This window comes from uncultured Halovibrio sp. (assembly GCF_913056445.1).
Taxonomy (GTDB): Bacteria; Pseudomonadota; Gammaproteobacteria; order Pseudomonadales; family Oleiphilaceae; genus Halospina; species Halospina utahensis_B.
Window position 1 is genome coordinate 1 of record NZ_CAJXMA010000050.1, and the last position, 21,067, is coordinate 21,067.

The 21,067-nt window shown below is 63.6% G+C and carries 15 protein-coding genes and 1 tRNA gene; 4 read left to right on the plus strand and 12 right to left on the minus strand.

Going from position 1 to position 21,067, the window contains the following annotated elements:
- The 4 genes from QZ501_RS10390 to recC form a co-directional block, all read right to left on the minus strand.
- Positions 1-519: alpha-hydroxy-acid oxidizing protein (locus QZ501_RS10390; protein ID WP_295719285.1), on the minus strand; the 519-nt coding region annotated here is incomplete at its 3' end.
- Positions 520-541: 22 nt separating this feature from the next.
- Positions 542-2,368: an exodeoxyribonuclease V subunit alpha gene (gene recD, locus QZ501_RS10395; protein ID WP_295719288.1), complete on the minus strand. Its 1,827-nt coding sequence runs from the start codon at positions 2,366-2,368 to the stop codon at positions 542-544.
- The gene (locus QZ501_RS10400; protein ID WP_295719290.1) at positions 2,365-5,811 is read right to left on the minus strand and encodes a UvrD-helicase domain-containing protein; all 3,447 of its coding nucleotides are present in this window, start codon (positions 5,809-5,811) and stop codon (positions 2,365-2,367) included. Before QZ501_RS10400 ends, recD begins: the two co-directional genes overlap by 4 nt.
- Entirely contained in the window at positions 5,811-9,050 is a 3,240-nt protein-coding gene (gene recC, locus QZ501_RS10405) for an exodeoxyribonuclease V subunit gamma (protein ID WP_295719292.1), read from the minus strand. The genes QZ501_RS10400 and recC overlap by 1 nt, the downstream gene beginning before the upstream one ends.
- A gap of 215 nt (positions 9,051-9,265) precedes the next feature.
- Between recC and QZ501_RS10410 the strand changes: the two genes are divergently transcribed.
- On the plus strand, positions 9,266-10,567 hold the full coding sequence (locus QZ501_RS10410; RefSeq protein WP_151439556.1) for a diguanylate cyclase: 1,302 nt from the start codon (positions 9,266-9,268) through the stop codon (positions 10,565-10,567).
- Here QZ501_RS10410 and pgsA read toward each other — a convergent pair.
- From pgsA to QZ501_RS10435, 5 genes are all read right to left on the minus strand, one after another.
- On the minus strand, positions 10,528-11,073 hold the full coding sequence (pgsA, locus tag QZ501_RS10415) for a CDP-diacylglycerol--glycerol-3-phosphate 3-phosphatidyltransferase (RefSeq protein WP_295719295.1): 546 nt from the start codon (positions 11,071-11,073) through the stop codon (positions 10,528-10,530). The genes QZ501_RS10410 and pgsA overlap by 40 nt on opposite strands.
- 3 nt (positions 11,074-11,076) lie before the next feature.
- The gene (gene uvrC / locus QZ501_RS10420) at positions 11,077-12,921 is read right to left on the minus strand and encodes an excinuclease ABC subunit UvrC (RefSeq protein ID WP_202405628.1); all 1,845 of its coding nucleotides are present in this window, start codon (positions 12,919-12,921) and stop codon (positions 11,077-11,079) included.
- Positions 12,911-13,561: a UvrY/SirA/GacA family response regulator transcription factor gene (gene uvrY, locus QZ501_RS10425; protein ID WP_151439559.1), complete on the minus strand. Its 651-nt coding sequence runs from the start codon at positions 13,559-13,561 to the stop codon at positions 12,911-12,913. Before uvrY ends, uvrC begins: the two co-directional genes overlap by 11 nt.
- Before the next feature lie 24 nt (positions 13,562-13,585).
- The gene (locus QZ501_RS10430) at positions 13,586-14,167 is read right to left on the minus strand and encodes a hypothetical protein (protein WP_160898726.1); all 582 of its coding nucleotides are present in this window, start codon (positions 14,165-14,167) and stop codon (positions 13,586-13,588) included.
- A 125-nt stretch (positions 14,168-14,292) separates the two neighbouring features.
- Positions 14,293-15,579, minus strand: coding sequence for a lactate 2-monooxygenase (locus QZ501_RS10435; protein WP_295719298.1), 1,287 nt, complete (start codon positions 15,577-15,579; stop codon positions 14,293-14,295).
- 80 nt (positions 15,580-15,659) lie between these two features.
- Here QZ501_RS10435 and QZ501_RS10440 point away from each other — a divergent pair, with 80 nt between their 5' ends.
- Complete coding sequence (locus QZ501_RS10440; RefSeq protein ID WP_295719300.1) at positions 15,660-17,075, plus strand: sodium:alanine symporter family protein; 1,416 nt, start codon at positions 15,660-15,662, stop codon at positions 17,073-17,075.
- On the opposite strand, the gene QZ501_RS10445 is transcribed toward QZ501_RS10440, so the two are convergent.
- Both QZ501_RS10445 and QZ501_RS10450 read right to left on the minus strand, forming a co-directional pair.
- Positions 17,076-17,828, minus strand: coding sequence for a sulfite exporter TauE/SafE family protein (locus tag QZ501_RS10445; protein ID WP_295719302.1), 753 nt, complete (start codon positions 17,826-17,828; stop codon positions 17,076-17,078). It lies immediately after the preceding gene.
- Positions 17,829-17,837: 9 nt separating this feature from the next.
- Positions 17,838-18,968 (minus strand): aminotransferase class V-fold PLP-dependent enzyme, encoded by a 1,131-nt coding sequence (locus QZ501_RS10450; RefSeq protein WP_151439562.1) that lies wholly within the window; start codon positions 18,966-18,968, stop codon positions 17,838-17,840.
- Positions 18,969-19,123: 155 nt separating this feature from the next.
- On the opposite strand from QZ501_RS10450, the gene QZ501_RS10455 reads away from it, so the two are divergent.
- Together QZ501_RS10455 and QZ501_RS10460 are read left to right on the plus strand one after the other, a co-directional pair.
- Positions 19,124-19,213: transfer RNA gene (locus tag QZ501_RS10455), tRNA-Ser, on the plus strand.
- Between the two features lie 282 nt (positions 19,214-19,495).
- Positions 19,496-20,686: an MFS transporter gene (locus QZ501_RS10460; RefSeq protein ID WP_295719305.1), complete on the plus strand. Its 1,191-nt coding sequence runs from the start codon at positions 19,496-19,498 to the stop codon at positions 20,684-20,686.
- A gap of 8 nt (positions 20,687-20,694) precedes the next feature.
- Here QZ501_RS10460 and QZ501_RS10465 read toward each other — a convergent pair.
- Positions 20,695-21,067 (minus strand): DUF6691 family protein (locus tag QZ501_RS10465; protein WP_295719307.1); only part of this gene is annotated, 373 nt, incomplete at its 5' end.

Here is a 21,067-nt window from a genome sequence, read left to right on the forward strand (position 1 = left end):
GGACATGCCGGAATGGGCATCGCGGTAACGGGCGCCGGGCACAGGCATGTCCACGGTGAACACCAGGGTCCGCACACCGGCCTCCCAGGCCCGTTCCAGCACGTTCTTCATGAAGCCGCGGTCCCGGAGCACGTAAAGCTGGAACCAGAGTGCCCGATCCGAGGCCTGCTGCACCTCCTCGATCGGGCACACCGACACGGTGGACAGCGTAAAGGGAACCCCCTTTGCGGCCGAGGCCCGGGCGGCCTGGGCCTCGCCGCGCCGGGCATACATGCCCGTCAGCCCCACTGGCGCCAGAGCCACTGGCAGACTCAGATCCTCACCAAAAAGACGGGTTGAGAGGTCGACGTCACCGACTTCCTGCAGCACCCGCTGGCGCAGTGACAGCTCACGCAGGTCCTGGGTATTGCGCTGCAGGGTGTATTCGTCGTAGCTGGCGCCATCGATGTAGTGGAACAGGAAGGGCGGCAGCCGCCGGCGTGCCGCCTCACGGTAATCCTGGGTAGAGGAAATGATCATGGGAATACAGTCCTTGTCATGCTTACCGGTGTTCGGACGGGGCACCCCTGAGCCGCACGCCGAGGCCGGAATGGCGCTCCACGGCCTGGCTGATGCCGGCACGCCAGACGGCCTCACCCCCGATGACCATCAATCGGGAACGGGCCCGGGTAATCCCAGTGTAGATCAGCTCCCGGCTGAGAATCGCGGACGGCCGCTCCGGCAGCACCAGGGCCACGGAATCAAACTCCGACCCCTGTGTCTTGTGGATGGTCATGGCGTAGACCGTTTCATGGTCGGGCAGTCGCCCCGGCGCCATGGGAATAAACCCCTCCTCAGCCGGGAACCAGGCCAGCAGCGGGGGCGCCTCGCCTTCCCGCTCCGCCTCGTCCGGCCAGATCAGGCCGATATCGCCATTGTAGAGGCCAAGCCCGTAATGGTTGCGCGTGATCATGATGGGCTGGCCGCGGAAGAAACGTTGCCGCTCCGGGTTGAGCGCAGCGGTAATACGCTCATTGATTGACTGGACACCATTGGGACCAACGCGGGCGGGACAGAGGATCCGGAAGGCCTGCAGCCGCGCGAAGGCCTCCTTCAGGTCGGTCGCTTCCGTGATGGGCCGGTAGTTCTGCTCCGTCCAGGCAGCAAGCTGTTCGGACAGCGCACCGCCGCCCTGCCAGACCACGTCCTCATGAGCGCCCCGGAGAACATTGAGAGTACCCTCCTCATGGCCGCTGATGGCAGCAGCGGCAAGCTGGCCGATACCACTGCTGCCACCGAACCGCCGGCTCTCCCTCAGGAAACTCAGATAGTCCACACCACCCGAACCGTCGTCGGCGGCGTCAAGCTCAATGCCGAGGGCAACGAGCTGTTGGCAGCGTTCGGGGCTGTAGGCCGATACATCCCGGGGTGCCAGGTCCGCCAGCACCGACCCCGCGGCGACCGAGGGCAACTGGTCGGCGTCGCCCAGCAGGATCACCCGGCACTCCGGGGGCAGTGCACGGAACAGCCGCGCCATCAGGGGCAGGTCCACCATGGAGATCTCATCCACCACCAGTATGTCCACATTGAGCGGGTTATCGTCATTATGGCGGAATCGGTGGCTGTTCGGGATCACGCCCAGCAACCGGTGCAGCGTGGTGGCCTCCTGGGGGATGGCCTCCATTACCCGGGGTTCCACATCCGACGCCAGTCCGGAGCGTGCCTTCACCACGGACTCGGCCAGGCGCTGGGCCGCCTTGCCGGTGGGCGCCGCAAGGTGCACCCGGGGCATTTCCCCACCGGAGGCGGACATCTCGATCAGAAGTGCCAGAAGCCGGGTGACCGTATGCGTTTTTCCGGTGCCGGGCCCACCGGCAATCACACTGAAACGCTGGAACAGTGCGTTAGCCGCGGCCACCTTCTGCCAGTCAGGCGCGGCCTGCCCTGCCTCACGGGGGAAGAGCCGCTCAAGGGCCGCCCGGGCGCTGGGCGCATCCACACTGGCAGTGACCGCCAGTCGTTCGCGGATGGACGCTGCCACTTCGGTCTCGAAACGCCAGTAACGACGCAGGTAGAAACGATCCCGCTCAAACACCACGGGGGCATCATCATCCGGGCCGATCGCCAATGCCGAGAGGCCCTGACGCCACTCTGCCAGCTCCGGGAACCGGATGCCCGGGAAGGTGTCACTCTGCCAGCGGGTCTGACCCGCCCAGTACGGCAGGTGCAGGCAGGTATGGCCCTCCTGCAGTGCCTCGCTGACGGCCATCAGGGTATGTCGGAACCAGTCCTCCCGGCAGCCAATCCACTCGCACAGCGCATCCGCCAGCGCCTGGTCGATGGCTTCCGGGGCCTCGCCTTCCCGCACCGGGTTGAGAACCGCGCTCATACCGCCACCTCCCGGCCCTCAAAAAGGGCATCCAGGGCGAGCAGTGCGCTCAGATCCGGCTCCCGTGCGTGGACACCGGTATCACGGCCCGGCGCCATTCCACGCAGGTAAAGGTAGTGCACGCCCCCGAGATGCTGCTCAGGATCGTAATCCGGGATGCGGATCCGCAGGAAACGGTGGAGTGCCAGCATATAGAGCAGGTACTGGAGGTCGTAGAAGCTCTCGCGCATATTGGCGGTCAGTGCCTCCGGGTTGTAATGGCCAAAGCCGTTGCCCAGGTGATTGGACTTGTAGTCCACGATGTAATAGCGCCCCTGCCACTCGTAGACCAGGTCGATGAAGCCCTGGAGCATGCCGTTGAGGCTGGCCGGTGGTGGCAGCGTGACCGCAGCATCAACGCCCCTGTGGCGTGCCAGGATGCGGCCCAGGGGTGGGTGCTGATCCGCGTTCATGGGAAAGTAGAATTCGCTTTCCCGCAGGGTCTTCTCCGGCGCCAACGCTCCCAGGGTTGCACCGCTGGGCAGCTTTACGGCCAGCAGCTCCCGCAGCCAGGCTTTGATCGGCTCACGTGTGGTTTCAACAGGGGCCATCAGGCCCGGGTAGCGCCTTTCGGCCTGGTCCAGAACCCCATCCAGGTCCGGGTTACTGAAATCCAGCCACTCCAGCACGTCGTGCAGAAGGTTGCCGGCTTCGGCACCTTTCTGGAGGCAAAAGCGGATGTTGTCTGCTTCCGCATGGGGCTGGGTCTCTTCCTGTTCGTCCTGATCGCGGTCCCGGGCGCTGGTGCCGCCGTGGCGGGCATTGCGCGTGAGCGCGGAGAAGGAGGAAAGCCACCAGTCCCTTTCAATATGTCCATGGAATTCAGCCGCGGCCAGCCCGTCATGGGAAGCCGGCGCCGGAGCACTGCTCACCGGCTCATCGGTGCTGGTGATTGTCAGTACGCCACAGGCTCCTTCGCCATACTGTTGCCGTACTGCACCTTCCAGCGCCTCAAAACTGCTGACCCCAAGGCAGCGCGCCAGCGACGAAGACGCCAGCTGATCAAATGCCGCGGCCAGCATGTAGACCCGCCGTTCGCCCCGCGTGGCGGCCACGTAAAGGAGACGGATGCTCTCCGCTGCTTCCTCCTCCGCTGCAAGATCAAGCTGTTCGTCCGATGGGTTCAGCGCCAGGTGCGTGCTGTGGTCACGGGGATCGTGGTAACGCACCAGCATATCCCGACCGCGGCCGCCCTGTTTGCCATAGCTGACGAACGGCAGGAACACGATGGGATACTCCAGCCCCTTGGCTCCGTGCATGGTCACCACCCGCACCAGGTGGCCGTCGCTTTCCAGCCGGAGTTCGGTGTTCTGGACGGTGCTGTCCGTGCGCGCCTGCTCAAACCAGTGCAGCAGCGCCTCGGGCTGGCGGTGCTGCTGGCTGGCCTCCTGCAGCAGCTCCATCAGGTGCATCAGGTTGGTGAGGCTGCGCTCATGCCGATGCGGTTCCGGCCGTGCCCGCCACTGAAGAAGCTGCAGCGCCATGCTCATGAAACCCTTGCGGTGCCAGCGCTCGCGCAGGGCCGTAACGTCGTCCAGAAGCCGGGCCCAGTCCCGTTCGCTGTTGCGCAGATCAAACAGCTCCCGGGTGCTGTAACCGAACAGCATGGTCGCCAGCGCCGCCATCAGCTGGCGGTCATCCTCGAGGTTCAGGATGCCCCGCAGGGCCCGAAGCAGATCGAGGGATTCCGGGCTTTCCAGCACATTGTCCCGGGCACTCAGGTACACGGAATCCAGCCCCCGGGCGGTCAGCGCTTCCTGCATGAGGGCGGCTTCCGTGCGGTCCCGGACCAGGACAGCGATATCCCCGGGGGCCACGGTTTCACCATCAACCTCTGCGTCTGACAACAGCCTCAGGATTTCACGGGCCGTCCATTGCGCCAGGGGTTGACGCCCCTCCTTGGTATAGCCGGTGCCCTTGCTGCTGAGCCCTTCCATGTCATCCGCAACCGGCAGCAGCCCCCACTGGAAAGCCGCCCGTCCCGCCGGTCCGTGAACCGGCTCCCGGTCGGGCCTGCCGGCACTGACTGGCGGGTACTGGATGCCATAACCGAAGATCCGGTCATGGGGGATGGCATCGCGTGGATCCCCGGGGACGGCCCCGCCATGGAAGAGCCGGTTATAGCCCCGGATCACTTCCGGCGCCGAGCGGTAATTGGCGCCCATGACCCACTGGTGATCCGCGTCATTGCGGGCGGTGAGATAGGCAAAGACATCCCCGCCACGGAAACCGTAGATGGCCTGTTTGGGGTCGCCGATCATGCACAGCATCCGGCCCTGTTCCCTGGCCTCACCGTAGATCCCCTGGAGGATGGCGTACTGGTCCGGGTCCGTATCCTGGAATTCATCCACCAGTGCCACCGGGAACTGTTCTCCCAGGCTCCGGGCCAGGGCCGGTCCGCGCTCCTCCGAGGCCAGCTGTTCACTCAGGCGGCGGATCAGATCACTGAAATCCAGCTGGTCCAGCCGATCCTTGCTGGCGGCCAGGTGCGCCCGCGCGAAGGTCACGCCCTTCCAGGCCCACCAGGCCTCACGTGCCCGCTGGAGGCCGACCATGCCGCTGGCGAGCTCATACAGCGCGGGCATGCTCTGTTGTTTCTTCGCGCTGCTGAACGCCTCCTTCAGGAACCTGCCCTGGAAAACGTCCGGGATACTGCCATCCCAGTCACAACCGCTGAGGCGCTCAAGCTCCTCCTGAACGGCCTGCCAGTGGGCCTTGGTATCCGCCGTTTTCCGGGCGGCAACATTCAGCGCCGCGAAGGCCTCCCGTTCCTCCGGCCACTGGCGGCGGAATCCCTGCCAGGCTGTCGCCAGATCCGGCACCTCCGGTTCCGGAAGCGTCTCGGTGCCCTTGATGGCGGCTTCCCAGACCTTTGCGAAGGCGTCGGGCGTGGGCTGATAAGCGTAAAGCTGCTGGAAATACGGCCCCTGTGCCTCCTGCCGGTACCAGTCCTCCAGCGCTTCACGCACCAGTGCGCTGCTGTCCACTTCCATGGCCGCCTCAAAGCTTATGCCACTGGTAAAGGCTTCCTGCGTCAGGGCTCGCCGACAGAAACTGTGAATGGTGTAGATGGCCGCCTCGTCCATGTGCAGGGCAGCGTTGCGCAGGCGGGCCTTCACCCGGTCTGTGTCCGGGAAACGTGCCCGCAGCGCCACATAGAAGGGCTCCTCCAGCTCCTCCCAGTAATCATGGGCACGCTGGATTTCGCCCGCCAGACGTCCCTTCAGCTCGGCGGTGGCGGCACGTGTGAAAGTCATCACCAGCAGCTGCTGCACCTCCAGTTCGCGCTCCAGCAGCAGGCGCAGATAGAGGCGTGTGATGTTGTAGGTCTTGCCAGTGCCCGCACTGGCCTCGATCAGGTGTATGCCTTCCAGCGGCAGATGGGTAACGTCCAGCTCCTGCATCACACCGCCTCCGTGGTGTCGGTGATCGTCACGGCGGCCATCAACGGACCGTACCGGCGGTCGATAGCAGCCAGAAGGGATTCTGTATCAGTGTCTTCATCAAAGAACCATCCGACATAGGCATCATCCTTGACCCCGGGGAAGCCGTTCCAGCTGTCGCCCAGCCAGGCCTTGCGCAGCGCCCGGAGCCGTTTCGTCCCATCCGCATCAGCGTCCATGGTGGCCAGCTCACGCATCAGGTCGGCGTGCAGGCGCGAGGGCTCACACAGGCTCTCCCGCCAGGCTTCCACCAGCGCCGTCAGCTGGGATTCCGCCTCCCCTCGCCCCATGGGTTCCAGCTGCATTACGCGGAGAGCGCCGTCCCTTCCCCGGTGAATACCGACCGAGGACCGCTCCGCCCCAAGGTTGGCCATCAGGTGATGGCACCAGAGCCGCAGCAGATCCTTGCCTTTCGGATTCGCCATGCGCCACACAACCAGACGGCCATCCGCTGCCATTGTCAGCTCTGCGGCCAACGTCAGGCCATCAATGCTGTATTCCACTGCGGCGGTCTGGACGTCTGCGGCTCCTGAATCCATCAGAGCCTGCGCGAAACCACTGGCCTGTTCCCGCCAGTCCGCCAGTTCCGAGGCCATCGGCGCATGGTCCGGAAGCTCCCCGGAAAGACGTGCGCGTTCCAGCACCGGGGTGTCATCGACACCCTGAAGCTCGCAGTGGATCAGTGCCTCCTGGATCAGATAACGGCTCAGATGATTGGCCGCAAAGGGCTCCACATCCTCGAGTTCAGGCAGCTCGGATTCCTCCAGATAGAGGCCAAGGCGTTGCCGGGCATGGTGACGGGCCGGGTTCTCCAGGGCCCGGACCAGCTGCTCCAGGGTCAGCTGGTCGGGTTCAGGATCAGGCGGCGGCAGGCGCTGTGCCTGCTCCCGCTCCTCCCCGGACTCGGTAAGGCGGAGCCACCCCGGGTCAAAGCTCGGCTCCGGGCCCTGGTAGTTGGCCGGGCTGAACGGCTGCAGCGGCAATGCCCTGATGGCGTCGCGGCGCCAGCCGGTAGCGCCTTCCAGATAGTTCATCAGTTCCGTGAGCACCAGGGATGGCTGACGCTCCGCATTCGTATTGAGATCCCGCCCCTGGTAGCTCAGATAGAGATGTTCCCTGGCCGAGAGTATGGCTTCCAGGAACAGGTAACGGTCATCCCCGCGGCGCGAGCGGTCCCCCGGGCGCGGGCGATCATTGGCCATCAGATCAAAACCCAGAGGTGGGCGCTGGCGCGGGAATTCGCCGTCGTTCAGTCCCAGGATCGCCACGACCCGGAATGGAATGGAGCGCATGGGCACCATGGAGCAGACAGTGATCTGCCCTGTCATGAACTGGCGACCGGTCCGGGCCGGGCTCTGCAGGTTCTGTTCAAGGGCATGGCGCATGACCGTGAGCGGCACCGGGTCCGTGAATGCCGCGTGGCTGGCGTACTGCCCAAGCTCCCGGATCACCTCCCGGAGCTGTTCATGGATCCATTCATGGCTTCGTTCGGTGCTGAACAGCGCCTGGCGCAGCCGCTCATGCAGGAACGTCTGCCAGTCACTGACCGTGCGCGTCCGGGTCATATCCTGCCGCAATGCCTTGAGTGCCCTCAGGAAGGCGATCAGGCGCCCCAGCACCACCGCATCGCCGCCCTCCACCTGGGGCAGCAGCAGGCGGTCATGCAGCACCACCTCCTCATCGCCCCAGGCAAAACCGATCAGGAGGCGCTCCAGCCCCTGATCCCAGCTGTAGCGTTCACTGGCGCCCTCGCCCAGCCACTGCTGCTTGTGCTCGGCGTCCAGCCCCCAGTGAATGGCGGCAGCATTGAGCCACTGGCTGAGCTGGGTTACCTGCTCGGTATCGAACCCGAACCGCTGCTGTATGGCCGGCACCTGGAGCCAACTGATGACACGGCTGACCTCGAAGCGCGCATCCGGCAGTGATAGCAGTTCAATGAATGCAGCCACTGCCGGGTCCGCATCCCCCGGATTGCGGTCGGCAATGGAACTGGGCAACGGCGGCACCCTTTCGGACAACGCCTCGCCGCGACCGGCGAACACCGCCTCCACGAAGGGCGCATACTGCTCCACGTTGGGGCACATCACCACCACGTCCCGTGGCGCAAGTTCCGGATCGTTATTGAAACGATGCAGGAGCCAGTCATGCAGCGCCTGGACCTCACGCAGCGCGCTGTGGGCACTGACAATACTGATGCTGCTGTCACAGTGGTCGCCGGGGGCTTCACGGCCATCCCGGAGATGCAGCACGTCACTCTGGAGTCGGGCCAGAAGGTCATCATTGTCCGGCTCAGTGAACAGCGGCATTTCCTCGTCCGCCACCTCGCTGAGCAGGCGCACGAACTGCTGCCCCTGGTGGCCGAGGCCGGTCAGGAGCGGATTGCCGATATCCAGAACCAGGCCGCTGTCATCGTCGTGCTCATCCAGCCAGCGTGCCCGCTGGCGGGCGGCCTGCCGATCGCTGATGGCATCCCCCCAGTACTCATCCGAGGGGTTGAGGTAAAGGATGTGGAAATCCACCCCCGCCTTCCGGGACATCTCACTGATGAATTCCAGCCACAGGGGCGCCAGGCTGTTAATGCCAAAGATGAACAGACGTTCTGGTAACGCTTCCGCTGGTTCGGTCAGGTGCTCCCGGGCCTCATCCATGAGTCGTAGCGGGTGATCCGGAATCTCCGCGACCAGCGCCTGCCAGAGCCGGGCCTGCCAGTGATCCGCCTGCCCTGCGTCCCAATCCCGGATCCAATCCGGGCGGTACATCAGGTACTGCTCGTAAAGATCCGCGAGTTCTCCGGCCAGCTGGAAGCGGCGCAAAGGCTGCTGGCGTGGGCTCTGCTGCTGCCAGTAGCGTGTCGGTTCGGTAAAGGCAGGGTCCCTGGTCACCGCCTCTGAAGCCAGCAGCGCATACAGTCGCCAGACCAGGATCTCACGCTGATAGGGCGATACCACCGGCATGCGGTCGGAGCCCAGGATCCGGCGGATGAGGGTCCAGAAGTAGCGCACCGGCAGCGGGTATTCCAGGTTCATCGCCACCCGCCGGGTGGGTTCCGCAGCCAGTTCCATGTTGAGCCAGTGCGCCATGCCGGGATGCTGGACCATGATCACATCCGGCTGCAGCGGGTTGCTCACCGGCATCGCGAGGAGCCTGGCGAGCGGGCCAACAAGGTGTTCCAGCTGGTTGCCGGGGAAGGTGTGGATCATCCGGTTGCTCCTGGCGGCCGTCCATCAATGTCGGGTGCGATGGGCAGGATAGCCCATGCGCTGCCGCGACCATAGTCGCGGCGTCGTGCGACAGGCACTGTCGTTATTCCCCATAACCGGTCACCAGGCAGTACCCGGTAAAGGATTTTTTGCATCATAGGAATCACTGAAGTAATTTATGCGATCAACCAGTATCCAATACGGGAAGCGGTGGCATGGAAACCGGAAAACCGCAGGCGACCACGGATACCCGCCAGCAACTGGATGACCTGAGGGCGGCGGTGGACAGCCTTGGCTCGTTCATTTTCATGAAGGACCTTCAGGGGCGCTATACTTATGTCAACGAGCGCGTCCGCAACCTGTTCGGCCTTCCGGAAGAAGCCATACTGGGGCGCGACGACAGCACCTTCTTTTCGCTGGATCAGTCCCGGGATCTGCGCGAGAACGACGAACAGGTCCTGCGCCAGGGGCGTGCGATTGAGACCCAGGAGCGCAACGTCATCGCCGCCACCGGTGAGGAACGCTGGTTCTGGACCGTGAAGCGGCCTCTTGTCAGCGCCGACGGCAGTATCCACGGCATGAGCGGCGCCTGCACCGATATAACCGAGAAGGTACAGCTGGAACGGGCGCTGCGGGAGAAACAGGCCCTTCTTGAAACCGTCCTCGACCATGCCCCCGCCTGTATCTACCTGAAGGATACCGACCGGCGCTACGTCTACCTGAATCACAGGACAGCGGCCCTCTACGGCCATGATCCCGATGCCATCGTCGGCGCACGGGACGAGGACTTACTTTCCCATGAGACAGCGGAAAACTGCCGGGGGCTGGACGACCGGGTGCTCGCCACGTACGCCCCGCAGCAGGGCGAGGAGACCTTTACAGCAGCGGATGGTCGCATACGGGTCTATGAGACCGAGAAAGTGCCTCTGCTCAGTGAGGACGGCACCTTCACCGGCTTTATTGGCTTCTCCCGGGACATGACCGAAACGCGCCAGCTCCAGCAGCGGCTTGAGCGCATGGCCCACGAAGACCAGCTTACCGGCCTCCCCAACCGGCGCCGGACAGAGCAGGTGCTGGAGGAGGAGCTCAACCGGGCCCACCGCAGCGGTCAGCCGCTGTCACTGCTCGCGCTGGACCTTGATCATTTCAAGTCCGTCAATGATCACTACGGGCATGAGATGGGTGACCAGGTTCTGGTTCAGTTGGGTGTCATCCTGGACGAACGCCTGCGTTCAACCGACACCCTGGGCCGCTGGGGCGGTGAGGAATTCTTTGTGATCCTGCCGGATACCGATCTGGAGGGTGCACAACAGGTGGCGGAAACCCTGCGCCAGACCACCGAGACCAGCATCCATGCCGGTGATACCCCGGTAACAGTGAGCATCGGCGTTACCCAGTACGACCACAGCCAGACTCTCAGAGCCTTTATCCAGCATGCGGACGGGCTGTTGTACCGCGCCAAACACTCCGGCCGTAATCAGGTAGCGCTGATCTCCTCCCAGGCGGCTTTCAGGTAGACGCACATTGACCAGAGCGTGAGCGCTGCTGCTACCGCCAGCATCGCAAGCCCGGCCATGGCAACAGGCTCACCGGGCGGATAGGCCAGCAGCATCACAATGGCAACCATCTGAAAGCCCGTCTTGACCTTGCCGACGAGCGAGACGGCCACACTGGCGCGCTTGCCCATTTCCGCCATCCATTCGCGCAATGCCGAGATGACGATCTCACGGCCTATGATCACAATGCCGGGGATAGTCAGGAACAGGGAGCCGTAATCGTGGATCAGCACCGCCAGCGCCCCGGCCACCATGAGCTTGTCCGCCACCGGGTCCAGAAAGGCACCCAGCGGTGTTGACTGGTCCCAGCGCCGGGCCAGGAAACCATCCAGCCAGTCGGTTACCGCCGCCACCGCGAAAATGACGGCGCTCGCCATGTAGGCCCACTGGAACGGCATGAAGAAGACCAGCAGGAACAGCGGGATCATGGCGATCCGCGAAAAGGTGAGGATGTTGGGTAGATTCATGCGCTACTCGTTGTGCAGTGCTGAGTGAATGGATTCGGCCAGGGTCTCACTGATGCCCCGAACCTTGGCAATCTCACCAACGCTGGCCTTACGCAGCTCCTGCAGGCCACCGAAGTAGTTTATCAGGTCCCGGCGCCGGCGCGGCCCCACGCCTGGGATTCCCTCCAGGGTGGAGCTGCTGCGCTTCTTGTCACGTCGCTGCCGGTGGCCGGTGATCGCGAACCGGTGAGCCTCGTCCCGAATGTGCTGGATCAGGTGCAGCGCCGGCGAGTCCGGTGGTACCCGGAAACGGTTCTCGGTCAACGCCTCGATCAACTCTTCCATACCGGCGCGGCGCGCCTCGCCCTTGGCCACGCCGATCAGGGTAATGTCGTCAATTCCCAGTTCATCAAAGACCGTGCGCGCCACATTGAGCTGGCCGAGACCCCCGTCGATGAACACCAGGTCCGGGCGCTTGCCGTCGCCCGCCTTGATGCGGCGATAGCGGCGGCGCAGAACCTGCCCCATGGCCGCATAGTCATCCCCGGCCGTTTCGCCTTCAATATTATAGAGCCGGTAGTCACTCTTCAGGGGTCCATTCTCGTCAAAAACCACGCAGGATGCGACCGTGTTCTCGCCCTGGCTGTGGCTGATGTCGAAGCATTCCATGCGGGCCGGGATCTCGTCCATTTCCAGCAGCTCCCGCAGCGCCAGCAGCCGCCGGTAGACGGTCTCCTTGTTCGATAGATGGCTGCGCAGGGTCTCCTCGGCGTTGGTGCGGGCCATCTGCAGCCATCGCCGGCGCTCATCGCGCACCCGATGGCGCACACGGGTATCCCGGCCGGCCTGGTTGGACAGCGCCTGATCCAGCACTTCCCGGTCCGGAATCTCCTCCGCCACGATGATCTCGCGGGGAATCTCCCTTGGGTTGTCTTCCCCCAGATAGAACTGGCCAATGAAAGCGGTGATGAGCTCGCTCTCCTCCTGGTCCATGGACAGCCGGGGGAAGAAATGCTGGGTGCCAACGATCCGGCCACCGCGCACGGACAGCACCACCACACAGACCACGCCCGCCTCCTGGCTGAGGCCGATCACGTCCAGCTCCGCGCTGCCGCCCTCGATGGCCTGCTGCTCCTGCACGTGGCGCAGGTAATTGATCTGGTCCCGGAACTGGGCCGCCCTTTCAAAATCGAGGCTGGTCGACGCCTGCTCCATGGCGTCCATCAGCTCCTGGATGATCTCCGGGTTCTTACCCTGCAGGAAGAGCCGGGCACGGCGGACATCCTGCTGGTAGTCCTCTGGGGAAATCATGCCCACACAGGGCGCGGTACAGCGGTTGATCTGGTACTGCAGGCAGGGGCGTGTGCGGTTACGGAAGTAGCTTTCGCTGCAGTTGCGGATGCGGAACACCTTCTGGAGGATGTTCAGGCTCTCCCGGACCGCCCCGCCGGACGGAAAGGGACCGAAAAAGGTCCCTTTATCCCGCTTGCTCTTGCCACGCCGGAAGGTGAGCGACGGATAGTCGCTGTGATTCGAGAGGTAGATGTAGGGATAGGACTTGTCGTCGCGCAGCAGGATATTGTACGGCGGGCGCTGCGATTTGATGAGGTTCTGCTCCAGCAGCAGCGCCTCGGTTTCACTGGCGGTGACCGTGACCTGGATGTCAGCGATCCGGCTGACCAGTGACTGGGTCTTGATCGCCTGCCCCTGCTTGCGGAAGTAGCTGGCCAGGCGCTTGCGCAGGTTGGAGGCCTTGCCCACGTAGAGAATGTCGCCATTGGCGTCGTACATCTGGTAGACGCCGGGCTTTTCGGTTACCTGCTTGAGAAAAGCAGCGGAATCAAAAGCTTCAGCGGTTTCAGACTTCATCGGCATCCAGCAGGCCGTATTTCACCGCCTTCAGGGTCAGCTCCACGTCACTGTCGATACCGAGCTTCTCGAAGATCCGGTAGCGGTAGGTGTTCACAGTCTTGGGGCTCACACAGAGTTTGTCCGAGATGACCTGTACCTTCTGGCCCTGCACGATCATGGTGGCGATCTGGAGCTCACGCTCCGAGAGTTCGTCGAAGGCGCTGAACTCCTCCGAGCCCCCGTTAACCCGGCCCAGCGCCATCTTCTGGGCGATCTCCGGGCTGATGTAACGCTGACCAAGCGAGGCACGGCGCACCGCCTGCAGCATCTCCTGAAGATCCGCGCCCTTGGTGATATAGGCATGGGCGCCGCCCTGCATCACCCGCGTCGGGTAGGGATCGTCTGCACAGGCGGTCACGGCAATCACCCGCACGTCGTCATTGATCCGGTGAATCTGCCGCATGGCTTCCAGTCCACCAATGCCGGGCATCCGAAGGTCCATCAGAACCACGTCCGGTGGGTCCTGCCGGACCTGGTCCACGGCTGCTTCACCGGAGTCGGCCTCACCCATGATCTCGATTTCTTCATCGTCCGCCAGCATCCGTGTTATGCCGGTACGCACGAGCTCATGATCATCCACAACCAGAATCCGGATCACGCTGTTTCCTCCCGCTGACTGGATTCAGTCGTTCATCGCGCCACGGATCCGGTCACGATAGGGCCTGACGGCCTCAATGTCCTCCTCGGGCGCATCGGCCATCGCCTTCATCCCTGCCATGGCCTGCTCCATCTGCTGGCGCATGCGCTTGCGCTGCTGCTCGGAGATATTGGGGTTGTTCTCCATCTGCTCCATCATGGCGCCCATTTCCGCCTGCATGTCGCCACGATTGTGCTTTTTCAGCTCCATTGCCGCCATGGCGCGCATAATGCGGTCGCCTGTATCCGCCCAGTCCTCGGGACGCTGGAACCCATGATCGGAGACCGCGGCCGCGAACTCATCGTGCATCTCATGGTCACGCATCTTCTCAACCATCATGCGCATGGGCCGGAATTCGCCCTTGCGCATGGCCTGTTCCTGGATCTCCTGGCCCATGTCCCCGAACATGTCCGTGTTCTCAACCTGCTCGCCCAGGCTTTCCAGATCCTCGAGGCTTGCAAGAAAGCGCTCAATCCGATCATCAGAAAGTGGCTGCGCCATTGCCGGCAGAGCCACCAGAAGCAGCACAAGTGCTGCGCAGAAAGTGTTCAGAGCCCTGATCATCATCCGTTTCTCCCAAAAGGATCCGTGGTGCTGAATTGTGAAACCTAAACCGGAAGACGGCAACAGCACCTGGCAGGATTGTTGGTCACACCCGCCGGCCATAGCGCATCACGGGCAGCCGCCGCGTGTCAGGCCAACCGTTCCGGCGATATCTCCGCTGTGGAGGAACAGCCCGCAAGCCCCATGGTCAGCTCGAAATCCGTTTTCAGGTTGCGCAGTACCTCACGCACACCCTCTTCGCCATTGAGCGCCAGCCCGTAGACCCAGGGGCGGCCCAGCCCCACGGCCGTAGCGCCCAGCGCCAGTGCCTTGAATACGTCCGCCCCGCCACGGATGCCGCTGTCGAGAATCACGGGCACGCGGCCCTGCACCGCCTCCACCACGCCGGGCAGCATCTCGAAGCTTGAGACTGCCCCGTCCACCTGACGCCCGCCGTGATTGGAGACGATGACGCCATCCATGCCGTAATCCACTGCCATACGGGCGTCTTCCGGATGCAAGATGCCCTTGAGCAGGATGGGCAGACGGGTATGCTCGCGCAGCATCGCGAGATCGTCCCAGGTCAACGACGGGCGGGAATAGGTGTTGATGAACTCCTGGACCGCCGCCCTTGCCTTGCCGGAGCGAAGTCCCTCCAGAGTACTTCCGGGCCAGGACTGGGCCACGTCCCGGAGGACTTTCAGCGTTTCCATGGTCACTCTGGGCTTGGGGGCAGCGTCACCACCCTCCTGGATCGCCTGTTCGAGGCGCCTCAGGAAGACCGGGTCACTGGTGTACTGGGCAATGCCCTTGCCGCGCAGAAATGGCAGGTAGGCCAGGTCCAGGTCACGGGTGCGCCAGCCCAGCATGGTGGTGTCCAGGGTCACCACAATGGCCTCACACCCTGCTTCCTCGGCCCGGCTCACCAGACTTTTCACAAGGTCGTCGGACTTGCTCCAGTAGAGCTGGAACCAGCGCGGGCCGTCGCCCATGGCGCCGGCAACATGCTCCATGGGCTGGGAAGCCTGGTTCGAGAAGATCATGGGCACGCCTTCCGAGGCCGCGGCCCGGCCCACAAGCTCATCCCCCTTCGGATCAACCATTTCCATCACACCGATGGGGCTCAGGAGGAAGGGACTGGGCAGGCGCCTTCCAAAGAGCGTTACGCTGGTATCCCGCTCGGAGACATCGTTGAGCATGCGCGGCAGGATGCGACGCTGGCCGAATGCTTCACGGTTGCTGTCCATGGTGTGCTCATGCCCGGCGCCACCCGCGATGTAGGCAAACGCCTCCGGCGCAAGCGCCCGCTCGGCGCGCAGCTCAAGCTCATCGTAATCCACGGGGACCGTCGGGCGGTCACCACTGAGTCCATTGAGATAGATCTCACGCTGGCGATCCAGGGTCGGACTGACCGTTTCCTTGTTCTTGTCATTCATATAAGGGCTGCTCAGCTGGTATGGTTTCGCGGTAAACCTTCAAAATACCACCTGACCAGCCACCTGCAAGAGGCCCCGTTTTGCTGGAATCCACTGTCGGCTTTCTGAATACCATCTTCTGGAACTACATCCTCGTGTACGGGCTGCTGGGCGTGGGCGTGTTTTTCACGATCCGCCTTGGCTTCCTGCAGTTCGTCAACTTCGGTGAGATGATCCGCGCCATCCGCGGCTCCCGCCAGAGCGACAAGTCCGGCATATCGCCCTTCCAGGCCGTCTGTACGAGTCTTGCCTCGCGCGTGGGCACAGGCAACCTGGCCGGTGTCGCGGTGGCGCTCTACCTGGGCGGTGCCGGCGCTATTTTCTGGATGTGGATGGTGGCGCTGGTCGGCATGGCCACAGGCTATGCCGAGAGCACCCTCGCCCAGCTTTACAAGGTTCGGGATGAGCAGGGCCAGTACCGCGGTGGCCCGGCGTTCTACATGGCCCGTGGTCTGAACGCCCCCTGGGCCGGAGTGATCTTCGCGCTCTGCCTGATCCTGTCCTTCGGGCTGGTGTTCAATGCCGTGCAGTCCAATGCCATCGCCACGGCGGTTGAGGGTGCCTTCGGGATCAACCAGGGTCTGGTCGGCATCATTGTCGCTGCAGTCGCCGGCCTGGTGATCTTCGGCGGACTGCGCTCAATCGCCCGCTTCGCCGAGCTGATCGTGCCCATTATGGCCGGCCTCTACGTTCTGCTGGCCATAGGGATCATGATCATGAACATCTCCGAGGTGCCCGGCATCCTGGCGGGCATCGTCCAGAACGCCTTCGGCTTCGGCGAAGCTGCCGGCGGCGCGGCCGGCTCCATTACTGCCGCCATGCTCAACGGCATCAAGCGTGGCCTGTTCTCCAATGAAGCGGGCATGGGCTCGGCGCCGAACATTGCCGCCACCGCCACACCGGTTCCTCACCACCCCTCGTCCCAGGGGCTGATCCAGGGTTTTGCGGTCTTTGTGGACACAATCGTGATCTGCACCGCCACCGCGGTCATGATCCTGCTTTCGGGGGTTATGGAAGGCGGTGCTGATGTCACCGGGGCGGAGCTCACCCAGGTTGCCATGGAGAGTCATCTCGGTGATCTGGGCGGTGAATTCATCGCCATCGCCATCATGTTCTTCGCATTCACCTCGATTGTCGCCAACTACTCCTACGCCGAGAACGCGCTGGTGTACCTGGGCGCCCAGTCACGCGCCTGGCTCTACGCCCTGCGCGGTGCAGCACTGGCGATGGTGATCTGGGGTGGCTACCAGGCGGTGATCACTGTATTCAACACGGCGGACGCCTCCATGGGCCTGATGGCCACCGTGAACCTCATCGCCATCGTCTTCCTCTCGGGCACCGTGGTGAAGCTGACCAGGGACTATCTCGCCCAGCGGAAGCAGGGGCGGATACCCCACTTCCAGCTCAGTGACTATCCGGAACTCCAGGATCGTGTGGACGGGGAAATCTGGAAGTAATCAGGAGGCCAGCGCCTGCCACAGCAGGCGCAGTGCCAGCAGCGTCAGGATGATGCTGAACAGTCGCTGGAACGTATGATCGCCCATGCGGTGAACCAGGTGCAGCCCCAGCCGGGTACCCACGAGGCCGCAGGCGATCATTCCGCCCACCCAGGGTAACCATTCGGGAAAGTGGAAACCGGCCAAACCGAACACCAGCGCCTTGGGGAGGTGCTGCATCGTCATGGCGCCGGAGAAGGTCGCAATGGTGCGGAAACGGTCCTCATGGAGCTGCTTGATGAACGCAGCCACAAGCGGACCTGTGGCACCAACGAACAGCGTGATGAAACTGGTGACCGTGGATGCCAGCAGTATGCCCGTGCGCCCGAGGGCGGCAGCGGGCAGTGACGGCCCCCAGCACAGGAACAGGATGAACCCTGCGATGGTTACCTGCCATAGCTGCTCCGGGAGGCGCACCAGCACCAGGGCGCCAGCGAGCATGCCGAGGATGACCCCGGGGGCGAAGGCGGCCAGAGCCCCCCAATCCGCCCGGCGCCATGTCATGGCGAGGCGCCCGGTATTGGAGCCGAGCTGAACCAGTCCATGCACCGGTATGATTGCCACCGGTGGCAACCACAGGGCCATCAGGGCAAGCAGCAGCACACCACCGCCGGCCCCCAGGGCCGCTGTGATCATCGAGGTCACCAGGGAGGCGGCCAGCAGCAGACCCGCGGTCAGCGGATCCAGCGCTGCCGGCAGAAAAACGTCGATCATGCCCGTCCGTCAGGCGCCAAGACCGTCCAGTGCTTCGGCGAGCCAGTCAACCGTGCGATCGATGTTACGCAGCTTATCCAGCCCGAACAGGCCGATCCGGAAGGTCTTGTAATCCTCGGGCTCATCACAGGCCAGCGGCACACCGGCTGCTGTCTGCAGGCCCTGCTCGATGAAACCGCTGCCTTTATGCAGGTCATCACGCTGCGTATAGAGCACCACAACACCCGGCGCCTCGAACCCCTCGGCGGCAACACTCACGAACCCGCGCTCGGCGAACAGTGCCCGGACGCGGCGTCCCAGTTCTTCCTGGCGTTCGCGCGTGACATCCAGACCGTCGTTGACGGTTTCGTTCATAGCGTCCCGGAAATCCTTGAGCGCATCCGTGGGCATGGTGGCGTGATAGGCGTGGCCACCGCCCTCATACGCCTGCATGATCTGGTGCCATTTCTTCAGGTCACAGGCGAAGCTGCTGCTGGTGGTCGCCTCAAGGCGCTCCAGGCCTTTATCACTGAGCATGACCAGGGCCGCACAGGGCGAGGCACTCCACCCCTTCTGGGGCGCACTGATGAGCACATCCACGCCGATGGCCTGCATATCCACCCAGAGCGCACCGGAGGCCACGCAGTCCAGCACGAAGATTGCGCCAACCTCATGCGCCGCGCCCGCAACCTGCTTCAGGTAATCCTCGGGCAGGCGCATGCCGGCGGCTGTCTCCACGTGAGGAGCGAACACCACCTCGGGTTTCTTTTCACGGATGGAAGCAACCACTTCCTCCAGGGGCGCCGGACGGAACGGAACCTGACTGCCCGGCTCCAGCTGACGGGCCTTGTGGACGGTCGTTTCCGAGGCAATACGCCCCGCGTCCAGAATCTGGCTCCAACGGTAGCTGAACCAGCCGTTGCGCACGACCAGGCAGCGCGCATCGTTGGCGAACTGGCGTGCCACCGCCTCCATGCCGTAGCTCCCGCCACCGGGCACCACGATGGTGGCACTGGCGTTGTAGACGCTTTTCAGAGTACCTGAAATGTCATTCATAACCCCCTGAAATTCCTTACTCATATGATTCAGGGAACGGTCGTTGAACACAACGGAATATTCCAGAAGCCCTTCGGGATCAACGATCGGGATCTGCTTTGACATGGTTCAGACACTCCTCAGTCCAGTTTGGAAAGGGCCTATTTCTAACATCTTCCGGCATCGGCCTCCACCAATCGCGGCCAATGGCCGCTCCCACAGGGACAGACTCCGGCTTTTACGAAAGGGTCGGAGCCGTTAGAATGCGCGCTGTCCGCTGCGGAGAGGTGGCAGAGTGGACGATTGCACCGGTCTCGAAAACCGGCGACCGTGTAAGCGGTCCGAGGGTTCGAATCCCTCCCTCTCCGCCATTACCAGAGCCCACCCAAGGTGGGCTCTGGTAATGGCTTAGCGGGCGGACGAGAACCCTCATGGGTTCGACCGAAGCCTGCCTCCCGGCAGGCTGAGGAACACCTTAGCACCGCGAAGGTGGCCCCAAAGGGGTGAGGCCCGCAGGGCCCATAATCCCTCCCTCGGTCAGCCCCAACCACGCCAGCTCCCCAGGTTCTATCGGTTCCTTTCGTGAACCAACCCCCAACACCAGCTACCCTTTGGAGCATGTAGTCCGTTACCCGCCAAAGGCCCTGACACTCATGCTCCACTCCCTGCTCACCCGCACCCCACTCGCGGTCATCGTCATCGCCCAACTGTTCGGCACTTCCCTCTGGTTCAGCGTCAACAGCGTCGCGCCCGCACTGGCGGGGGCGGTGGGCCTCAGTGAAAGCGAACTCGGAATCCTGACCATGGCCGTTCAGGCCGGTTTTGTGACGGGCACCCTGATCATCGCGATCAGCGGCCTCGCGGACCGCATCCGGGCCAGCCGGCTCTTTGCCATCGCCGGGGTTATGGGGGCCCTCATCAACGCCGCCTTTATCCTGATTGCCGCGGACCTCTACCTGGCGACGGCGGCACGTTTCATCACGGGTCTGTGCCTCGCCGGTATCTATCCCATGGGCATGAAGCTGGTGGTCAGTTGGACACCCCGCTATGCCGGTGCGGCCCTGGGGTGGCTTGTGGGCATGCTGACACTGGGTACCGCCCTTCCCCATCTGCTCCGGGGGGCGACCTTTGAACTCCCCTGGCAATGGCCCCTGCTTCTGGCTTCCGCGCTGGCCGTGGTCGCCGCTGCGCTGATCCACAGTCTGGGAGATGGCCCGCATCTGCCCGCCGCGTCCCCTGGCATCCGCCCTGGTGCTGGCGTAAAAGCCTTCGTCCAGCGCAATTTCCGGGCCTCGGCTTTCGGTTACTTCGGTCACTGCTGGGAACTCTACGCCTTCTGGACCCTGACGCCGTTCCTCGTAAGCAGGGAACTCGAGCGCCTCGGTTCCGACCCGGCGCTCACGCCCTGGGTCGCGTTCCTGATCATCGGGGTCGGATTACCGGGCTGCGTCCAGGGTGGCCGCATGAGCCGATGGCTGGAAAGTTTCAACGTAGCGCGGGTGGCGTTAGCGGTATCCGGCGCCCTCTGCCTGGTCTATCCGCTTCTCGGCGCCGCGCCCCCACTGCTTCTTCTGGCGCTGCTGGCCGTCTGGGGCACCACGGTGATCGCTGACTCACCGCAGTTCTCAGCGCTGGCCTCGGCAACCGCGCCCAGGGAAAACGTGGGCGCAGCGCTGGCGATCATGAACGCCGTTGGTTTCGCGGTCACGATCCCCGCCATCGCGCTCACCACCAGCCTCTGGGCAAGCCAGTCCCTGCATGTACTGTGGTGGCTGCTGCCCGGGCCGGTACTCGGACTGCTGACCCTGCATCGCATGAACCGTAGGGAACTCCACGAAATCTAGATTCTGCCCTATCCCTGACGATTACTCAGTCGGCGTGCCATCCACCAGCCAGCCGCCATGGCAGCCACGAACGCCGCCAAAGGCCCGGTCAGGCCGCTGATCGACGCAACCGCTGGCCCGGGGCAGTAGCCGGAGAGCCCCCACCCAATACCAAAGAGGGCAGCGCCGCCCAGCAGCCGCGCGTCCAGGTCCTGGCGAGTCGGAATGAAGAAGTGCGGTTCCAGTCTGGGTGCGCCCATCCGCCAGACCAGGCGATAGCCAATGAAGCTGGTCACCACGGCACCCCCCATGACACCGATCAGCGTCGGATCCCAGGCACCGGCAACATCCAGAAAGCCGAGAACGCGCTGGGGATCGGTCATACCGCCAACAGCAAGCCCG

Excerpts from the sequence above, each read along its gene's own strand:
- recD (WP_295719288.1), bottom strand. The coding sequence starts at position 2,368 with ATGAGCGCGGTTCTCAACCCGGTGCGGGAAGGCGAGGCCCCGGAAGCC.
- QZ501_RS10400 (WP_295719290.1), bottom strand. The coding sequence starts at position 5,811 with ATGCAGGAGCTGGACGTTACCCATCTGCCGCTGGAAGGCATACACCTG.
- recC (WP_295719292.1), bottom strand. The coding sequence starts at position 9,050 with ATGATCCACACCTTCCCCGGCAACCAGCTGGAACACCTTGTTGGCCCG.
- QZ501_RS10410 (WP_151439556.1), top strand. The coding sequence starts at position 9,266 with ATGGAAACCGGAAAACCGCAGGCGACCACGGATACCCGCCAGCAACTG.
- pgsA (WP_295719295.1), bottom strand. The coding sequence starts at position 11,073 with ATGAATCTACCCAACATCCTCACCTTTTCGCGGATCGCCATGATCCCG.
- uvrC (WP_202405628.1), bottom strand. The coding sequence starts at position 12,921 with ATGAAGTCTGAAACCGCTGAAGCTTTTGATTCCGCTGCTTTTCTCAAG.
- QZ501_RS10430 (WP_160898726.1), bottom strand. The coding sequence starts at position 14,167 with ATGATGATCAGGGCTCTGAACACTTTCTGCGCAGCACTTGTGCTGCTT.
- QZ501_RS10435 (WP_295719298.1), bottom strand. The coding sequence starts at position 15,579 with ATGAATGACAAGAACAAGGAAACGGTCAGTCCGACCCTGGATCGCCAG.
- QZ501_RS10445 (WP_295719302.1), bottom strand. The coding sequence starts at position 17,828 with ATGATCGACGTTTTTCTGCCGGCAGCGCTGGATCCGCTGACCGCGGGT.
- QZ501_RS10450 (WP_151439562.1), bottom strand. The coding sequence starts at position 18,968 with ATGTCAAAGCAGATCCCGATCGTTGATCCCGAAGGGCTTCTGGAATAT.
- QZ501_RS10460 (WP_295719305.1), top strand. The coding sequence starts at position 19,496 with ATGCTCCACTCCCTGCTCACCCGCACCCCACTCGCGGTCATCGTCATC.